Source organism: Bacillus cereus group sp. MYBK139-1 (assembly GCF_051916915.1).
In the GTDB taxonomy this organism is placed as follows: domain Bacteria; phylum Bacillota; class Bacilli; order Bacillales; family Bacillaceae_G; genus Bacillus_A; species Bacillus_A pacificus.
In genome coordinates this window covers 374,709-392,907 of record NZ_JBQAHO010000004.1, presented here as the reverse complement: position 1 = coordinate 392,907, position 18,199 = coordinate 374,709, and the positions used below count along the sequence as shown (strand labels likewise).

Here is an 18,199-nt window from a genome sequence, read left to right as displayed (position 1 = left end):
TAGCCACCGGAGCTGGATTAAATAAAAAGTGTAAGCGGCTCGCTAAGAATCGCAGGCTGTTTGGAGCTCTCGACCTTGAAGCGCTCTTTGCTTCGAGTGAGAGAGTGGAATGACCGGAGATTCTAGCTGATGAAACTAGATTAAATAAAAAGCGAAGACAAATTTTCTTGTCTTCGCTTCTTGTATTTGTGTTTCAACGTATTGATTAAAACTAGATAAAAGGGTTACAATAGTGAATATTACCCTACTTGAACTTATTGCCTTTCATTATTAATTATTTGCCTTCCGTATTTTTTCCCTTTACCCATGTGAAAAGAGAATAACGTTAAAGTGTGGTGTCTGAATGAATTTGTCAATTGCAGCATTAGAAAACATGAAATTAAAAGAGTTATACGAGCTTGCGAAAGAATTTAAAATTTCGTATTATAGCAAATTAACGAAAAAAGAGTTAATCTTCGCCATTTTAAAAGCTCGAGCAGAAAAAGAAGGTTTCTTCTTCATGGAAGGCGTATTAGAAATTATTCAATCAGAAGGATTTGGATTCCTACGTCCTATCAACTACTCTCCAAGCTCAGAAGATATTTATATCTCAGCTTCGCAAATTCGTCGTTTCGATTTACGTAATGGAGACAAGGTTTCTGGTAAAGTACGACCTCCGAAAGAAAATGAACGCTACTTTGGATTATTACAAGTTGAAGCTGTAAACGGAGATGATCCAGAGTCAGCAAAAGAGCGTGTGCATTTCCCTGCATTAACACCATTATACCCAGATCGCCAAATGAAATTGGAAACGGAACCGAAAAAGTTACCGACACGCATCATGGATTTAATTGCACCAGTTGGATTTGGACAACGTGGTTTAATTGTCGCGCCTCCAAAGGCTGGTAAAACTAGTCTGTTAAAAGAAATCGCACACAGTGTTACAACAAATCATCCGGAAGCTGAATTAATTGTCCTTTTAATTGATGAGCGTCCAGAGGAAGTAACAGATATTGAACGTTCTGTTAAAGGAGATGTTGTAAGCTCTACTTTTGATGAAGTACCAGAAAATCATATTAAAGTAGCGGAACTTGTGTTAGAACGTGCAATGCGTCTTGTAGAGCACAAAAAAGATGTTATCATTTTAATGGATAGTATTACCCGTTTAGCGCGAGCTTACAACCTTGTTATTCCGCCAAGTGGTAGAACATTATCGGGTGGTATCGACCCAGCTGCCTTCCATAGACCGAAGCGTTTCTTTGGAGCTGCACGTAATATTGAAGAAGGCGGTAGCTTAACAATTTTAGCAACAGCTCTTGTTGATACAGGATCTCGTATGGACGATGTAATTTACGAAGAATTTAAAGGAACTGGAAATATGGAACTTCACTTAGATCGTTCATTAGCTGAGCGTCGTATCTTCCCGGCAATTGATATTCGCCGTTCTGGTACACGTAAAGAGGATCTATTAATTCCGAAAGAACATTTAGACAAGCTATGGGGTATTCGTAAAACAATGCGTGATACACCAGACTTTGTTGAAGGTTTCTTACGTAAACTTCGTCAAACAAAGACAAATGAAGAATTTTTACAAAACATTGTTGCAGATTCGAAAAGATATGTAACAACGAAGTAAAGGGAAAAGATTGGGACTCGCTTATTTTATGGTAAGCGAGTTTTTTATGTTTTTTAGGTGATCTTAAAGAGAGATGAGTGGAAGGGCATTAGTTGGTTCTAGTTGGATGAGCGGCCTCCATTTTAAGATAATATCCAGCTCCAGTGGCTAGCTCTTCGCAGCTAAGAACCTTCCGAGCACCTTTTGTGCGAGAGAGCCTTAGCTGGTTAGAGCTGAGCGAGCCGTCTCCACTTTAAGGTGTTATCCAGCTTCAGCGGCTAGAATCTCCGGTCATTTCACTCTCTCGCTCGAAGCAAAAAGCGCTTCAAGGTCGAGAGTTCTAAATAGCCTGCGATTCTGAGCGAGCCGCTTCTGCTTTTAAAATTAAAAAGACAAAAACAGGTAGTTGCAAAATGAAGTTAGCCTTGTTATAATTTCATCATATGTGTTTCATCAATATAGTTGTGTATGCAGCTGAAGATGAAAAACTCTGTTTCGAAAATGATTCAGGGCGGAAGGAGATGAAAAGAATGAAAGCAGGAATTCACCCAGATTACAAGAAAGTTGTATTCATGGACACAAACACAGGCTTCAAATTCTTAAGCGGATCTACTAAAGGATCTAACGAAACTGTTGAGTGGGAAGATGGTAACACTTATCCATTACTAAAAGTTGAGATCAGTTCTGATTCTCACCCATTCTACACTGGACGTCAGAAGTTTGCTACTGCAGACGGACGCGTTGACCGCTTCAATAAAAAATACGGTCTTAAGTAATAAAAACATAAAACAGGCAAGTGTATCTATTCGCTTGTCTGTTTTTTTTGCGAAAATATTATACCTTTACCCTACTTTTAATTAAAAAGTAGATGAAAGGAGAGCTTCATGTACTTAATAAATCAGAACGGTTGGATTGAAGTGATTTGCGGTAGTATGTTTTCTGGTAAATCAGAAGAGCTTATCCGCCGTGTGCGTCGTACACAATTTGCGAAACAACATGCAATTGTATTTAAACCATGTATTGATAATCGCTATAGTGAAGAAGATGTTGTATCACATAACGGATTAAAGGTAAAAGCAGTTCCTGTTTCAGCTTCAAAAGATATATTTGAACATATCACTGAAGAAATGGATGTAATTGCAATCGATGAGGTGCAATTCTTTGATGGGGACATTGTGGAAGTGGTGCAAGTATTGGCAAATCGTGGCTATCGTGTCATTGTAGCTGGTTTAGACCAAGATTTCCGTGGTCTACCATTTGGACAAGTTCCTCAGCTGATGGCGATTGCTGAACATGTAACAAAATTACAAGCAGTATGTTCTGCATGTGGATCTCCGGCAAGTCGTACACAACGATTAATTGATGGAGAACCAGCGGCATTTGATGATCCAATTATTTTAGTTGGTGCTTCAGAATCGTATGAACCACGCTGTCGTCATTGTCATGCAGTTCCTACAAGCAAAGATAAGTAAAACTCGCTGCGCAAGGCGGGTTTTTTTCAGAATAGAGAGTGTGAGCCACTTGCGCTTTAAGTTGTGATATCTAGCTTCAGCGGCTAGAATCTCCAGCCATTTCACTCTCTCGCTTGAAGCAAAAAGCGCTTCAAGGTCGAGAGTTCCAATGGCCTGCAATTCTGAGCAAGCCGCTTACGCTTTTAAATATATCTAGTTCTGGTGGCTAGCTCTTCGCATCTAAGAACCTTCCGCCCGAAAGGTAAAAAGCACCTTTAGGTCGAAAGAACCTTAGCTGGTCAGAGCTGAACGAGCCACCACCACTTTTAAATATAATTTGCGTTTTTTTGAGTAAGTACCATATACTATTTGTATTAGATACTAGGATGTAGAGGTGAATGATGTGTTAGATCGTTTGCAAGCTGTAGAAAATCGTTATGAGAAGTTAAATGAATTGCTAAGCGACCCAGCAATTATTAGTGATTCAAATAAGCTTCGTGAATATTCAAAGGAACAGTCTGATATACAGGAAACGGTAGAGGTGTATCGTGAGTATAAGGATGTTCGTGAGCAATTAAAAGATGCGAAAGCAATGTTAGAAGATAAGTTAGACGCAGAAATGCGTGAAATGGTAAAAGAAGAGGTTTCTGAGTTAGAATCACAAGAAAAAACATTATCAGAGCGTCTGAAAATTTTACTTGTACCAAAAGACCCTAACGATGATAAGAACGTTATCGTTGAGGTTCGTGGAGCTGCTGGTGGCGACGAGGCCGCTTTATTTGCTGGTGACTTATACCGTATGTATAGCCGTTACGCTGAGGTGCAAGGTTGGAAAACGGAGATTATCGAGGCTAGCTATACAGAGTTAGGTGGATATAAAGAGATTATCTTTATGATTAACGGTAAAGGTGCTTTCGCGAAGCTGAAATTCGAGAATGGCGCTCACCGTGTACAACGTGTTCCTGAAACGGAATCTGGTGGACGTATCCATACATCTACAGCAACTGTAGCTGTATTACCAGAGGCAGAAGAAGTAGAAATTGATATTCATGAGAAAGATGTTCGTGTTGATACATTCGCTTCTAGTGGACCTGGTGGACAGAGTGTTAATACAACGATGTCAGCGGTACGTTTAACACATTTACCGACTGGTGTAGTTGTATCATGTCAGGATGAGAAATCACAAATTAAGAATAAAGAAAAAGCGATGAAAGTATTACGCGCACGTGTTTATGATAAGTTTAGACAAGAAGCACAAGCTGAGTATGATCAAAACCGTAAACAAGCTGTTGGTACGGGTGATCGTTCAGAGCGTATTCGTACGTATAACTTCCCGCAAAACCGTGTTACAGACCATCGAATCGGTTTAACGATTCAAAAGTTAGATCAAATCTTACAAGGTAAGTTAGATGATTTCATCAATGCCTTAGTAATGGAAGATCAGGCTCAAAGGATGGAGGCAGCTGAGTAATGCGTGTCTATGAAGCCCTGAAATGGGCTTCTTCTTTTTTACAGGAGAATGGACGAGATGAAAATGCGGGAGAAATTGTCCTTTGTCATGTATTAAAGACGAATAGAACAGGATTATTGATGAACATGCGTGAAGAAATAAATGCGGAACAAGAAAAAAGTTTTACAGAGTTTATCCACAAGCATGTAGAAGGTATTCCTATTCAATATATGATTGGTCATGAAATGTTTTATGGAAGATCGTTCTTTGTGAATGAAGAAGTATTAATACCAAGACCGGAAACAGAAGAGCTTATAGTAGGAGTGTTAGAAAGAATCGAGCGTCATTTTGGTGATGAGAAACTACATGTAGCAGATATCGGTACAGGTAGCGGAGCGATTTCGATTACCCTTGCTTTGGAAAATAAAAATCTTCATGTGTATACGGTAGATATTGCACAGGAGTCGATTGAAGTTGCAAAAGAAAATGCGAAAACTTTGGGCGCAGAAGTAACGTTCTATCATGGTGATTTATTATCACCATTTTATGAAACGGGTCAAAAGTTAGATGTTGTTGTTTCAAATCCTCCATATATACCGGAAGAAGATTGGCGTGGCCTTTCTCCTGTGGTGAAAGAGCATGAGCCAAAGAGAGCGCTTGTTGGTGGTGAAGACGGATTAGATTTCTATCGCCGCTTTATGGAAGAGTTGCCGAATGTGTTGCAGAAGAAAGCGATTGTCGCATTTGAAATTGGAGTAGGGCAAGGTGAGGACGTGAAAGGGCTGTTACAACAAGCATTTCCACATGCTCATGTTGAGGTTGTTTTTGATATTAATGGAAAAGATCGTATGGTATTTGCGGAGATGGAGTAAGGTTTACACCTTACTCTATTTTTTTGGGAAAAATTCATATAGATTTTGAATTTAATAGTTTAGAAAGATGAAAGTCTGTCCACACTGTTTGTAGAAGGGACGGTGGAGGAAATGAAAAAACAAGTTATTGCTTATCTTCTTCTATTATTAATTGGTGCACAGTTACTTGTGCAGTTTGGATATATGAAAGCTGATGCGAAAGGGCCTTCAGTTATTCCGAAAGAGGCCGTTCGATTACGGATTTTAGCAAATAGTGATTCAGATAAAGACCAGGCGTTAAAGCGCAAAGTGCGTGATGAGGTAAAAGCACAAATTGATGGATGGGTAGCTGATTTAACTTCATTTGAAGAGGCACGCAAGGTCATTCAAAGTCATATTCCAGAAATCGAAAAAACAGTAGCAAATACGTTGAAAAAAGAAGGAAGTAAAGATTCATTTCAAGTGAAATTCAGTAAAAATGTAAAGTTTCCTACAAAGGTATATGGGAATTTTATTTATCCGGCAGGGGAATATGAAGCAGTCTTAATTACAATTGGGGAAGGTGAAGGGGCAAACTGGTGGTGTGTACTATTTCCACCGATGTGTTTCTTAGATTTTTCAAGTGGTACAGCTGTAAGGAAAGAAGAACATGTTGTGAAGGCTGAATCTCCTGAAGAGGAGCAAGTGAAACAAATAGATGATGAAGAAGTAGTAAATGCAGAAGAGAAAAAAGGGGATGAGGTGAAGGAAAAGAAAGTTGTTAAGCAGGAAGTTGCAAAAAAAGTAACAGCTTCTGAAAAGAAAGTAGTAAAAAATGAAACGAAAGTAGAAGAACAACCTGTAAGTAAAGAGGAAACAAAAACTGTGGAAAAAGTGGAGAAAACTGTGGAACAAAAACAAGAAAAGCGAAATGAGTATGTAAAAGTAGAGGAGGAAGAAGAAAAGCCAGAAGTTAAGTTATTTATTGTAGAAGCTTTTACATCTTTATTCTCTAAATAGTACTATTCGTAAATCCCTTCTCATATATAAAAAAGAGGAGGGATTTATTATGAAGAAGGTATATTTTGCGACGAAGGCAGATGTGGAAAGATTGCATTCTTTTTTCGGACAAGCTAATAAAAAAGATGATAAAATAAATGAGTTGTACGCACAGTTTATGATTTTGGAAGAGGCGGAAGAAATACGGGCAGTCATTGGATATGAACAAAGTGAAGAAAACGCACTGATTCGTTCTTGTTTATTCACACCTAATGTGGATAAACAGACTTTCTTATATTTTTTTGAAATGTTTTTGCAGTATATGAAAGAAAAAAATATTCGACAATTGTACTTACTAACAAATCATCCACAATCTATAACAATCTTTCAGTTTTTTGACTTTGTTACTATAGAGAAAGAGAACGTACCAGAGGGAATTCGACAGTTAGAACATTTTTGTAAAAATATAAAAGAGCCAAATGCAATAATACTAAATTGTCAGCTATTCACAAAGTTATCCACGGATTAATTAGGTTTATCCACATTTTGTGGATAAACCTTGTTTGTCTTTTGGATAAATCTCATAGTAAACTAAAAATAGACAAGTATTTCAGGGTAGAAAAGGACGTGGGAAAAAATGCATACAAATATGTGGGTTGTGGATAATGTTGTGGAAAGAAAAAAATATTATCCACAGTTACAAGAAGCAGCAAAATTATTAAGGGAAAATGAGGCGATTGCCTTCCCTACAGAAACGGTATATGGACTAGGTGCAAACGCGATGAATGATGAAGCGATTGCGAAAATTTTTGAGGCGAAAGGAAGACCGAGTGATAATCCACTTATTGTCCACATCGGTACAAAATCGCAGTTAGATGGGATTGTGAAGGAAATTCCGCCAGTTGCAGAAAAGTTAATGGAGCATTTTTGGCCGGGCCCTTTAACAATTATTTTACCTAGAAAAGAAGGGATTTCAGAGAAGGTAACGGCAGGACTTAATACGGTTGGAGTAAGAATGCCTGATCATCCAGTAGCTCTTGCTCTTATTGAGGAGGCAAATGTACCTGTTGCAGCACCGAGTGCAAATCGTTCAGGCCGTCCAAGTCCGACGTTAGCATCTCACGTATATGAAGATTTAAATGAGAAAATCGCAGGTATTGTAGATGGTGGTGCAACAGGAGTAGGTGTTGAATCGACTGTAATTGATTGTACGAGCGCTGTTCCAACGATATTACGCCCAGGTGGGATTACGAAAGAACAATTGGAAGCGGTGATTGGCACGGTTTCTTTAGATCCGGCTCTAAAGGATGAGAAGGAAAAACCGAAATCACCTGGAATGAAATATACACATTATGCACCGAAAGCGCCACTTAGTATTGTTGAAGGTTCACGCGAGTTTATTCAGCGTATTGTGGATAAGAAAAAGGAAGAAGGATTCAAAGTCGGTGTATTAACGACAGAAGAGTATCAGCATGTATATAGAGCGGATGTTGTATTATCTTGTGGTGTTCGAAGCGATTTAGCTAGCGTTGCGACTAAATTATATGATGTACTTAGAACATTTGATGCAAGTGAAGTGGATATTATTTTTAGTGAATCATTCCCGAATGAAGGAATAGGGAATGCCATTATGAATCGCTTAACAAAAGCGGCAGGACATCAAATTATTACTGAATCATAAGGTGCGATTAGCAAACAGAATATTTCTCCTCGGATAAGCATATTTTGAAGTAGCACGTCCGAGGAGGGACATGAATGACGTTTGAACAGATAGTACCTTTAATAATTATGGCATTCGCCTTAGGGATGGATGCGTTCTCGGTGAGTCTTGGGATGGGAATGATGACCTTAAAGATCAGACAAATCCTGTATATCGGTGTGACGATAGGGATATTTCATATTATCATGCCATTTATAGGTATGGTATTAGGTCGTTTTTTATCAGAGCAGTATGGAGACATTGCACATTTTGCTGGTGCTATTTTATTAATAGGATTAGGATTTTATATTGTGTACTCCTCTATTCTAGAGAATGAAGAAACTAGAACAGCCCCTATTGGAATTAGTTTATTCGTATTTGCATTTGGTGTTAGTATAGATAGTTTTTCAGTAGGGCTTAGTCTTGGTATTTACGGGGCACAGACAATTATTACGATATTACTCTTTGGGTTTGTTAGTATGTTATTAGCGTGGATTGGTTTATTCATTGGTAGGCATGCGAAAGGTATGCTCGGTACATATGGTGAGATAGTAGGTGGTATCATTTTGGTTGGATTTGGATTATATCTCCTTTTTCCTATATAATTTTAAGGGGGAGGGCGTTATGAACACGTTATTGGAATGGTATATTCGATTTGTGACTTTTTTTCCGAGATGGTTACGACTGCTTATTATTTGGGCTGTTATTTTACAAATTTCAATTTTAGGTTGGATTAAATTAATTCGCGAATGATAAGATAGTTCCTTTCTGTGCATAGTTTTGTTTGTACTATACTGATTGCGCTAAAAAATTACAATATAGAAAGGATGAGATGGATGACGAGATTGAAGCAAGTTTTTGGTGTTATTATTAGTTTTTTTGTTTTTTGGTTTAGTATGCTCGGTGTACAAATGTTTGCTGAGTTTTTAGATATTGAGTCATTGAAGTTTGTTGCGGGGAAAACGGAGGCAGCGCGTGCTTTTTATTCTCCATACCCGTTTTTAATTGTTTTTCTTATTACATTGCTTTCCCTTTACTTCTTCGTAATTAAGCTTGGGAAACCGAAAAAAGAGAAAGTACCTACTTTAGAGGAGCAGAAAGAAGAGATATAAGGGGGATACTATGTCTAACATTTCTTTGGCAGAAGCTGTAAAATTAAAAAGTGTATTATCGAAAAGAATACATGAATTAGAAGAAGAGATGAATCAAATTGGATTTGTTGAAATTGAAAAAGGTGATACACTTCCAAAACAGACGCGTACATTGGTGCAGGTTGAACAGGAACTAGATGAAGTTCGCGCTGATTTTCGTCTTTTAGATAAATTAATGTATGAAGCAAATATCCGAAATGAAGTGAATTTCAACGGAGAGAATATAACAATTGTTGAAGCAATAGAACTTGCAACGCAGTTACGTGCAAAAGCTCGAAAGTGTAAAGAGTTTGGCGTGAGTAAGAAAGAAGAACATGTATATTCTTACGGTGAAACATCATCGCTCGTAAAAGTAGCCATGTTTGATCCTGAAGTATATCGTGTAAAAGGTTTAGAGTTAGAGAGACAAGCTAATAGGTTATCTAACTTAATTAATGCGAAAAACTACGCCATTGAACTAGACTTTGATGGTGAAAAATACTTTTAAACCTTGAAGTGGTGAGACTCCGCTTCAAGGCATAGAAGAAGACCACTTTTGTAAAAATGAGATTTGTGATGGCCAAAGGACAACCAATCATCCAATAACCGATCACACTGTTACTTTTTACCGATGACCAATAATGGTAAAAGAGGTCGATGACCAATACTGAAAAATTATTTTTCTTCTTCTATGAAAAAGGTGTACCAAATTAATTTGGTACACCTTTTTATATTATTGTTACTTCTATTCTGAGGGGACGCTTCCGCTTTTAAATGTTATCCAGCTCCAGCGGCTAGAATGGTCGGTGGTTTCGCGTCTTCCTACGAGGCAAAAAGCGCCTCTACGTCAGAAGCTCCATCCTCCTCCCATTCTGAGCGAGCCGCTTCCGCTTTTAAACTGGCCTCACTAATTCAAATTGTTCTCCTAGTTTTGCGTAGTTGTGTCCTGCTAGGCGGCTTACTGGTTTTAGTCCTTCTGCATGAATGCGTCCATTTTCGTATAGGTGGTCTGCGACGTGGAAACGAACGACGCGTCCGATTAGTAGATCGCAAGCCGGTGAGTCTTCTGTTCCGCCGAGAGGGATTGCGCGTTCTAGTACGCATTCCATTCGAATATTTGCTTCTTTTACACCTGGAACGGAGATGACATCACTTTCAATTGGTGTTAATTTTGCTAGTTCAATTTCACTTTCATTTGGAGGGAGATTAGCTGCTGTTTCGTTAATTGCCGCTACGTATGATTCATCAGAGATATGTACGACAAATTCCCCTTTTTCAATTGCGTTTCGGGAAGTGTCCTTTCTTTCTCCAGCTTTTCGTTGTACAGAAACTGAAATAAGTGGTGGATTTGCAGCAACGATGTTGAAGTAACTATATGGTGCGCCGTTTAATACGCCGTCTTTTGTTACAGAAGTAACGAATGCGACAGGGCGTGGGATGATACTTCCCGTTAATAATTTGTAATTCTCTTTTTCCGATTGTTCATTTGGATTAATGGATAACATGATTGAAATCCCCTTTCTAAATATGACGACTTATTGTTTGTTTACAAGATGTTAGTGGAAAACTCCTGCTGAAAATAATATTTTTATTACATAAAAAGAACTTACTTCAACCACAATGAAGTAAGTTCCACCTAAATAATCTCGAATTCAAGATAAAAATTATAGTAAAACGTATGCGCCAGGACCGATTAAAGCTACACCGATAGCAACAGCGATTAACATTAAGTTATATTCATATCCATTTTGAGTTACCCAGTAACCGTTTTTTCCATGAACAGTGAATATCGCCATTAACATTGTTCCAACGATAAATAATGAACCGATTGCAGTGAAAATACCTGATGCGAATAAGAAACCACCTAATAATTCAGTTGCGCCAGCCATAAATGCCATAAATACACCAGGGCGTAAACCGATTGATTCCATCCAGCCACCTGTTCCTTTTAAACCGTAACCGCCGAACCAACCAAATAATTTTTGAGCACCATGACCCATGAATGTAATACCTATAATAAGACGAATAATAAGAAGACCGAAATCCATCATTTTTGAAAACCTCCTAAAAGTTATTAACTTACCTTACGTAAGTAATAATAAAATAGTTACTTACTTTAGTCAAGTGGATTTCGAAAAAAGTTTGAAAAAAATTTTACAAATTAACAACAAAAAATAAAATGTAGTAAAGACCTCTAGACAAGTTGGGTAAAAAAAGAGAAAATATAAGTAGAAGTTAACTTCTTATTGTTATTCAGACAATCAGAATTGACTGGAATTTTGTGAGACGCTACAATAAGAGTCTAGTAGTAATGACGTAATTTATTTCGAAAGCGTTTTTACAGTATAATATTCGAAGTATGAGGTCTTACGTTTATTCTGATCTTTAATAGAGATTGCCCTATAAACTTTTAGGTAAATTATAAGGAGGACTATCCTATGTTTAAAAAATTATTCGGTCTTGGTTCAAAAACAAATGAAGAAACAATCGTAGCTCCATTAACTGGAGCAGTGAAAAATATTGAAGAAGTACCAGATCCAGTATTCGCTGGTCGTATGATGGGTGACGGTGTTGCAATCGATCCTACTGAAGGTGTAGTTGTATCTCCAGTTGATGGCGAAATCGTACAATTATTCCACACGAAACATGCAATTGGAATTAAAGCGAAAAACGGTACAGAAATTTTAATCCACGTTGGATTAGAAACTGTAAAAATGGAAGGCGAAGGTTTTGAAGCTCACGTTTCTGAAGGACAAGCTGTAAAAGCTGGAGATAAATTAATCTCATTCGACTTAGAATTAATTCGTGAAAAAGCGAAAAGCACAATTACTCCAATCGTTATTACAAACACAGATGCAGCTGAGTCTATTAAGACAACTGTAGGTGTAACTGCTACAAAAGGTTCAACAGAAGTAATGAAAGTTACAATGAAATAATTATCACATGAAAGGAATCCGTTTCGTATGAAATGGATTCCTTATTTTGTTTTGTAGTCTGTTCCTTATATATGGTAAAATACTTTGGGCACTTGGAAATAGGGTTTCACATATATGTGGATAAGGCGCATTTTTCTTAGAAAAAATATAAGAGAAATGCGCCTTTCGTATATTCACATTTCTTTTGTTCTATTGTAATGTACGCTATGATAAAAGGAAGGAAATAGAGAAAAGGGGTGGGTTTAGATGAAACGAGTATTATTTGTTTGCACTGGAAATACATGCCGTAGTCCGATGGCTGAGGCGTTACTGCGCCATTATGGAGAAGGTAAGTTTGAAGTGCAATCTGCTGGTGTTTTCGCCTATCCTGGAAGTGATGCGTCGGTACATGCAAAGGAAGCTTTAGCTGAAAAGGGAATTGCAATCGATCATGCTTCGCAGCAGGTAAACGAAGCCTTAATTGATTGGGCAGATATTGTAGTAACAATGACGGAAAACCATAAGCAAATTATCCTTGGGCATTATCCGAGTGTTGAAGGGAAAGTAGATACATTATATGGAGTAACTGAGGGGATGAGTAAGGATATTTCAGATCCATTCGGCGGCTCTCTCTCTATTTATAAAGAAACGTTAGAAGAGATGGAAAAACTTGTACAAACTTTACTGAAAAAACATTCAGAAGGTTGATGTTTCGTGTATAATACGATATTGGAGATCACTTCGTCCCATTAAAGGATCAAGTGAGAAATGAAGATAATGGATTGAAACTTTGGAGGGGTAAAAATGAAAGTAGTAGTAGCATCTGATCACGGCGGTATGAATATCCGTAAAGAACTTGTAAGTTTATTAGAAGAGTTGAATATTGAATATATTGATTTAGGTTGTGAATGTGAAGCTGGTTCTGTTGATTACCCTGATTTTGCGTTTCCAGCGGCTGAAATGGTAGCGAATGGCGAAGTAGACCGTGGTATTTTAGTTTGTGGGACAGGCATCGGTATGTCAATTGCTGCAAACAAAGTAAATGGTATTCGTTGTGCGTTAGTTCATGATACTTTCAGTGCGAGAGCAACGAGAGAGCATAACGATACAAACATGTTAGCAATGGGCGAGCGTGTAATTGGTGCTGGTCTAGCACGTGACATCGCAAAAATTTGGTTAACAACTGAATTTGAAGGCGGCCGTCACGAAAACCGCGTAGGAAAAATTAAAACATACGAAGCAAAGTAATAGATTCTAACTAGAAGCAGTAGGAAATATAATTTGGTGAACCAACCTGTGAAAGGAAGAGGCGTAATGACAGAAATCGTAAAGGTAAGAGAACAGCTACAAATTTCGCTTTCTGATTTCCAAGAACAAACTTCATTACAAAGTGGTCAAATTTTTGTAGTGGGGTGTAGTACGAGCGAAGTGCTAGGAGAAAGAATTGGGACATCAGGAACGATGGAAGTAGCAGAGGCGATTTTTTCTGAGTTAAAACAATTTCAAGAACAAACAGGTATTGAGTTGGCGTTTCAATGTTGTGAGCATTTAAACCGTGCTTTAGTAGTTGAGAAAGAGTTGGCGATGAAATATCAATTTGAAATTGTAACAGTTACGCCTGTTAGATCAGCAGGTGGTGCATTAGCAACATATGCTTATCACAATTTGAAAGATCCGGTAGTAATTGAGTTTATTAAAGCAGATGCGGGAATGGATATTGGTGATACATTTATCGGTATGCATTTAAAGCACGTAGCTGTTCCGGTTCGTACTAGTGTGAAGGAAATTGGAAGTGCACATGTAACGATGGCAACAACACGTGGAAAACTAATTGGTGGAGCACGTGCTGTTTATGCGGCGAAGGAAGAGAGTATCACTTGCCGTTAAAGTTACGAATAAGGTATGTTGTCTGACTTTATCATAGAAGAAAGAAAAGACCGATTTTCGGTCTTTTTTTTCTTTTATGATATAGAAAGTCATGTTAGAATGTAGTTGAAAACATGAAGGTTCGAAAGAATTACAACCTGAATTTTCGTTTTTTCTGAATAAATGAGAAAAAACTATTGGGAATCGATGTAATTCGTTCAGAAAAGGGGGATTTTGGTGGATCATTTAAAACGTCAAGATGAAAAGGTATTTGCTGCAATTGAGGCAGAACTAGGAAGACAGCGTTCGAAGATTGAGTTAATTGCTTCGGAAAACTTCGTAAGTGAAGCAGTAATGGAGGCGCAAGGTTCTGTTTTAACGAATAAGTATGCTGAAGGATATCCTGGGAAACGTTACTATGGTGGTTGTGAACACGTAGACGTAGTAGAAGATATCGCACGTGATCGCGTGAAAGAAATTTTCGGCGCAGAGCACGTAAATGTTCAACCGCATTCTGGTGCACAAGCGAACATGGCAGTATACTTCACGATTTTAGAGCAAGGCGATACAGTACTTGGTATGAATTTATCTCATGGTGGTCACTTAACACACGGAAGCCCTGTTAACTTCAGTGGAGTACAATATAATTTCGTAGAATATGGCGTGGATGCTGAATCTCACCGTATTAATTACGATGATGTATTAGCAAAAGCGAAAGAACATAAACCAAAATTAATCGTTGCAGGTGCAAGTGCATACCCTCGTGTTATCGATTTCAAACGATTCCGTGAGATTGCAGATGAAGTGGGCGCATACTTAATGGTTGATATGGCACATATCGCAGGTTTAGTAGCGGCTGGTTTACATCCAAATCCAGTGCCACATGCACATTTCGTTACAACAACAACACATAAAACATTACGTGGTCCACGTGGTGGTATGATTTTATGTGAAGAGCAATTTGCAAAACAAATTGATAAATCAATCTTCCCTGGTATTCAAGGTGGTCCACTTATGCACGTAATCGCTGCAAAAGCTGTTGCGTTTGGTGAGGCACTTCAAGATGATTTCAAAACATATGCACAAAATATCATTAACAATGCGAACCGCTTAGCTGAAGGTCTTCAAAAAGAAGGACTTACACTTGTTTCTGGTGGAACAGACAATCACTTAATCCTAATTGATGTTCGTAACCTAGAAATCACAGGTAAAGTAGCAGAGCACGTATTAGACGAAGTTGGTATTACAGTGAACAAAAATACAATTCCATTTGAAACAGCAAGCCCATTTGTAACAAGTGGTGTACGTATCGGTACAGCAGCTGTAACATCTCGTGGTTTCGGCTTAGAAGAAATGGATGAAATTGCGTCACTTATTGCTTACACATTAAAAAATCATGAAAATGAAGCTGCATTAGAAGAAGCACGTAAGCGTGTAGAAGCGTTAACGAGCAAATTCCCAATGTACACAGATCTATAATAGATTGAAGAAGGCTGCTGAGACGTAATTGTTTTAGCAGTCTTTTTTGTGGACATATATTGTTCTTTAAGTATGTATACAAATGATGAATAAATTTTGGCGATATAATGAAGGATACAGCTCCCATAATTGGTAAAGATACTAGATAGATTCATCGGAAATCATGACTTTTCCAAATTTGCCCTTGAATATTAGTAGCGTTTTCTTTACAATCGTAAATAGTGTAAAAAAGCGTGCAAACGCATGAATATCATCTAAAGGAGAGATTCACATGGGAAAACTGTATGTATTTGATCACCCGTTAATTCAACATAAGATTACATATATTCGCGACAAGAATACAGGTACGAAAGATTTTCGTGAATTAGTGGACGAAGTAGCAAGCTTAATGGCTTTTGAAATTACTCGCGACCTTCCACTTAAAGACATTGAAATTGAGACGCCTGTAAGCAAAGCGACAACAAAAGTGATCGCTGGTAAAAAACTTGGTTTAATTCCGATTTTACGTGCAGGTTTAGGAATGGTTGATGGAATTCTGAAATTAATTCCAGCAGCAAAAGTAGGACACGTTGGCTTATACCGCGACCCTAAAACATTGCAACCGGTAGAATACTATGTGAAACTTCCAACGGATGTAGAAGAGCGTGACTTTATCGTACTAGATCCGATGCTAGCAACAGGTGGTTCTGCAGCTGAAGCAATTAACTCTTTGAAAAAGCGCGGCGCAAAACAAATTAAATTAATGTGTATCGTTGCAGCTCCAGAAGGAGTAAAAGTAGTACAAGAAGAACATCCTGATGTTGATATTTATGTAGCAGCATTAGATGAGAAATTAAATGACCACGGATATGTAGTACCAGGTCTTGGTGATGCTGGTGACCGTTTATTCGGAACGAAGTAAGACAACTGACGAGCAGGGGGATTCCTCAGCTCGTCTTTTTTTTGATGTAAGCAAGTAGGGGAGGGGAGAGGATAAATATACATAGTATATACAACATAAGTTGCATACACATCACATATAATATAGAAGTCTTACGTCTAAAGAGCACTATATTATGGAAGGAAAGCGTTATATCGTAAAAATATAATAGTGACAAACTTGTGAACATTTCCTTCTATTATAAAGAGAAAACTGTTAGAAATTGCATATCTCTAACCAGTATTTAGAAGGGGAACGTTTTCATTTTTGGGAGGAAATGACTAATACTCAAATTTTTTGATTTTTTACGATTTCTCGTTGACACTGTTAATACCCTATTGTATGCTAACAACGGGGATAGATGGTAGGGCTTTCAGTGACAAAAATACATCTATTCCGTGACGAAAATGTAAACTTTTTATTTTGTATAGGATTTATGCAGAAAAATGAGTTATTATTAACACATCGTGAATGAGGGTTACATATTGGAGGGATGAATCCTTGCAAAAAAACGATCGCAGCCATATAAAAGCTTATGCTTTAATGTCAGGTATTCTTGCTCAGTTAGTCGGTTCTATTCTTGTTGGGATCTTTGGTGGGCAGTGGATTGATAATAAGGTTGGAACGTTTCCATTGTTTCTTATTATAGGGTTATTACTCGGATTAGGAACAGGGGTATACGCAATGATTCGACTCATTCGACATTACTATTCGGGAGAGCAATGATGATAGACGTACATGGACTTGTCCAAAGACAAAAGAAATATATGTACTACTTGCTTGCGCTTCTTGTGCTAGGATGGGGATTCACCTCTTACAAGGATGTATTTCTTGGACTGATTATCGGGACGATTTTCAGTTTTCTTAGTTTGCGCATCATTGCACGTAGAACAGACAAGCTGTTGGATCGCGTGACAAATGGAGAAAACGTGAAGTTTAAGGCGACAGCGGTAAGTACATATTCAAGATTCGCCACGATTGGGTTATTAATTTTATTTGCAGCCAAATATCAAGAGTTAATTGCGATGTGGGGCTTAGGTGTAGGATTGCTGACAGGATATCTTGTCATGATCATAGATTTTCTTTATTTAGAGTATAAGAGCAGGGAAGAGAGGTGAATTACTAGTGGAACACGGTAAATTAGTTGAATTTCTAGGTTTAACGTTCGATTTGTCATCAGTTATGATGGTTACTGTAGCAGCAGTTATTGTTTTCTTAATCGCTGTTATCGGAACTCGCAGCTTAGCCCTTCGCCCAACAGGAATGCAAAATTTCATGGAATGGGTGTTTGACTTCGTGAAAGGGATTATCAATAGTACGATGGACTGGAAAACAGGTGGACGTTTCTTAACGCTTGGCGTTACGCTTATCATGTTTATCATCGTATCGAACTTCCTTGGTTTACCATTCATGTATTCAGCAACTGAAGCTGGCGAACATATTGCATGGTGGAGATCACCAACGTCTGATCCAGCAGTTACATTAACATTAGCCGTGATGGTAGTTACCCTCACCCATTATTATGGAATTAAGATGAAGGGTACGAAAGAATACGTAAAAGGTTATTTCCAACCTATGAAATTCTTATTCCCATTAAAGGTTATTGAGGAGTTTGCTAACACATTAACGTTAGGTCTTCGTTTATTTGGTAACATTTATGCAGGTGAGATCTTATTAGGATTACTTGCTAAGCTGGGCGGAGCATCATTCCTTGGAGCATTAGGTGCACTTGTGCCGATGTTAGCATGGATGGGATTCAGTGTATTCGTTGGATCAATCCAAGCATTTATTTTCGTTATGTTAACGATGGTTTATATGGCTCATAAAGTAAGCCATGACCATTAATATAATTTAAGTAAGAAAAAAT

Annotated in this window: 24 protein-coding genes; 22 read left to right on the top strand and 2 right to left on the bottom strand. The window is 38.0% G+C overall.

Annotated features, from left to right (window positions below):
• Positions 1-343 precede the first annotated feature (343 nt).
• The 12 genes from rho (at position 344) to ACTFRS_RS22520 (ending at position 9,661) form a co-directional block, all read left to right on the top strand.
• Positions 344-1,615: a transcription termination factor Rho gene (rho, locus tag ACTFRS_RS22575; protein WP_001053898.1), complete on the top strand. Its 1,272-nt coding sequence runs from the start codon at positions 344-346 to the stop codon at positions 1,613-1,615.
• Positions 1,616-2,124: 509 nt separating this feature from the next.
• Positions 2,125-2,370 carry a type B 50S ribosomal protein L31 gene (locus ACTFRS_RS22570; protein WP_000643433.1) on the top strand — a complete coding sequence of 82 codons (246 nt, stop codon included), beginning with the start codon at positions 2,125-2,127 and terminating at the stop codon, positions 2,368-2,370.
• A gap of 108 nt (positions 2,371-2,478) precedes the next feature.
• Positions 2,479-3,066: a thymidine kinase gene (locus ACTFRS_RS22565; RefSeq protein WP_139868505.1), complete on the top strand. Its 588-nt coding sequence runs from the start codon at positions 2,479-2,481 to the stop codon at positions 3,064-3,066.
• A 382-nt stretch (positions 3,067-3,448) separates the two neighbouring features.
• Positions 3,449-4,516: a peptide chain release factor 1 gene (gene prfA / locus ACTFRS_RS22560; RefSeq protein WP_000887065.1), complete on the top strand. Its 1,068-nt coding sequence runs from the start codon at positions 3,449-3,451 to the stop codon at positions 4,514-4,516.
• The gene (prmC, locus tag ACTFRS_RS22555; protein WP_242294748.1) at positions 4,516-5,367 is read left to right on the top strand and encodes a peptide chain release factor N(5)-glutamine methyltransferase; all 852 of its coding nucleotides are present in this window, start codon (positions 4,516-4,518) and stop codon (positions 5,365-5,367) included. Before prfA ends, prmC begins: the two co-directional genes overlap by 1 nt.
• A gap of 111 nt (positions 5,368-5,478) precedes the next feature.
• Positions 5,479-6,345 (top strand): stage II sporulation protein R, encoded by an 867-nt coding sequence (spoIIR, locus tag ACTFRS_RS22550; RefSeq protein WP_242294749.1) that lies wholly within the window; start codon positions 5,479-5,481, stop codon positions 6,343-6,345.
• A gap of 49 nt (positions 6,346-6,394) precedes the next feature.
• On the top strand, positions 6,395-6,853 hold the full coding sequence (locus ACTFRS_RS22545) for a mechanosensitive ion channel protein (RefSeq protein ID WP_000758435.1): 459 nt from the start codon (positions 6,395-6,397) through the stop codon (positions 6,851-6,853).
• 108 nt (positions 6,854-6,961) lie between these two features.
• Complete coding sequence (locus ACTFRS_RS22540) at positions 6,962-8,005, top strand: L-threonylcarbamoyladenylate synthase (RefSeq protein WP_139868497.1); 1,044 nt, start codon at positions 6,962-6,964, stop codon at positions 8,003-8,005.
• Positions 8,006-8,079: 74 nt separating this feature from the next.
• Positions 8,080-8,628 (top strand): manganese efflux pump MntP, encoded by a 549-nt coding sequence (locus tag ACTFRS_RS22535; protein ID WP_139868495.1) that lies wholly within the window; start codon positions 8,080-8,082, stop codon positions 8,626-8,628.
• Between the two features lie 19 nt (positions 8,629-8,647).
• On the top strand, positions 8,648-8,776 hold the full coding sequence (locus ACTFRS_RS22530) for a hypothetical protein (RefSeq protein WP_276608976.1): 129 nt from the start codon (positions 8,648-8,650) through the stop codon (positions 8,774-8,776).
• A gap of 83 nt (positions 8,777-8,859) precedes the next feature.
• Positions 8,860-9,135 carry a DUF3935 domain-containing protein gene (locus tag ACTFRS_RS22525; RefSeq protein ID WP_000197488.1) on the top strand — a complete coding sequence of 92 codons (276 nt, stop codon included), beginning with the start codon at positions 8,860-8,862 and terminating at the stop codon, positions 9,133-9,135.
• A 10-nt stretch (positions 9,136-9,145) separates the two neighbouring features.
• Positions 9,146-9,661 (top strand): hypothetical protein, encoded by a 516-nt coding sequence (locus ACTFRS_RS22520; protein WP_000065590.1) that lies wholly within the window; start codon positions 9,146-9,148, stop codon positions 9,659-9,661.
• 385 nt (positions 9,662-10,046) lie between these two features.
• On the opposite strand, the gene ACTFRS_RS22515 is transcribed toward ACTFRS_RS22520, so the two are convergent.
• Positions 10,047-10,658, bottom strand: coding sequence for a flavin reductase family protein (locus ACTFRS_RS22515; protein WP_014893403.1), 612 nt, complete (start codon positions 10,656-10,658; stop codon positions 10,047-10,049).
• Positions 10,659-10,817: 159 nt separating this feature from the next.
• A complete protein-coding gene (locus tag ACTFRS_RS22510; RefSeq protein ID WP_000968618.1) occupies positions 10,818-11,204 on the bottom strand; it encodes a DoxX family protein in 387 nt (128 codons plus the stop codon).
• A 387-nt stretch (positions 11,205-11,591) separates the two neighbouring features.
• Here ACTFRS_RS22510 and ACTFRS_RS22505 point away from each other — a divergent pair, with 387 nt between their 5' ends.
• From ACTFRS_RS22505 to atpB, 10 genes are all read left to right on the top strand, one after another.
• Positions 11,592-12,089, top strand: a complete 498-nt coding sequence (locus tag ACTFRS_RS22505; RefSeq protein WP_000473666.1) for a PTS sugar transporter subunit IIA — start codon at positions 11,592-11,594, stop codon at positions 12,087-12,089.
• A 246-nt stretch (positions 12,090-12,335) separates the two neighbouring features.
• Positions 12,336-12,776, top strand: a complete 441-nt coding sequence (locus ACTFRS_RS22500; RefSeq protein WP_048552899.1) for a low molecular weight protein arginine phosphatase — start codon at positions 12,336-12,338, stop codon at positions 12,774-12,776.
• A 96-nt stretch (positions 12,777-12,872) separates the two neighbouring features.
• Positions 12,873-13,316, top strand: a complete 444-nt coding sequence (gene rpiB, locus ACTFRS_RS22495) for a ribose 5-phosphate isomerase B (protein ID WP_000869919.1) — start codon at positions 12,873-12,875, stop codon at positions 13,314-13,316.
• Between the two features lie 66 nt (positions 13,317-13,382).
• Complete coding sequence (locus ACTFRS_RS22490; protein ID WP_073530503.1) at positions 13,383-13,955, top strand: TIGR01440 family protein; 573 nt, start codon at positions 13,383-13,385, stop codon at positions 13,953-13,955.
• Positions 13,956-14,171: 216 nt separating this feature from the next.
• Positions 14,172-15,413: a serine hydroxymethyltransferase gene (glyA, locus tag ACTFRS_RS22485; protein WP_000349818.1), complete on the top strand. Its 1,242-nt coding sequence runs from the start codon at positions 14,172-14,174 to the stop codon at positions 15,411-15,413.
• Positions 15,414-15,684: 271 nt separating this feature from the next.
• Complete coding sequence (gene upp, locus ACTFRS_RS22480) at positions 15,685-16,314, top strand: uracil phosphoribosyltransferase (RefSeq protein ID WP_000517539.1); 630 nt, start codon at positions 15,685-15,687, stop codon at positions 16,312-16,314.
• Between the two features lie 379 nt (positions 16,315-16,693).
• Positions 16,694-16,807: a DUF4024 domain-containing protein gene (locus tag ACTFRS_RS22475; RefSeq protein WP_000232961.1), complete on the top strand. Its 114-nt coding sequence runs from the start codon at positions 16,694-16,696 to the stop codon at positions 16,805-16,807.
• 26 nt (positions 16,808-16,833) lie between these two features.
• A complete protein-coding gene (locus ACTFRS_RS22470) occupies positions 16,834-17,058 on the top strand; it encodes an AtpZ/AtpI family protein (RefSeq protein ID WP_001171223.1) in 225 nt (74 codons plus the stop codon).
• Positions 17,058-17,450 carry an ATP synthase subunit I gene (locus ACTFRS_RS22465; protein ID WP_000567600.1) on the top strand — a complete coding sequence of 131 codons (393 nt, stop codon included), beginning with the start codon at positions 17,058-17,060 and terminating at the stop codon, positions 17,448-17,450. The genes ACTFRS_RS22470 and ACTFRS_RS22465 overlap by 1 nt, the downstream gene beginning before the upstream one ends.
• A gap of 7 nt (positions 17,451-17,457) precedes the next feature.
• On the top strand, positions 17,458-18,177 hold the full coding sequence (gene atpB, locus ACTFRS_RS22460; protein ID WP_000399870.1) for a F0F1 ATP synthase subunit A: 720 nt from the start codon (positions 17,458-17,460) through the stop codon (positions 18,175-18,177).
• Positions 18,178-18,199: the final 22 nt, after the last annotated feature.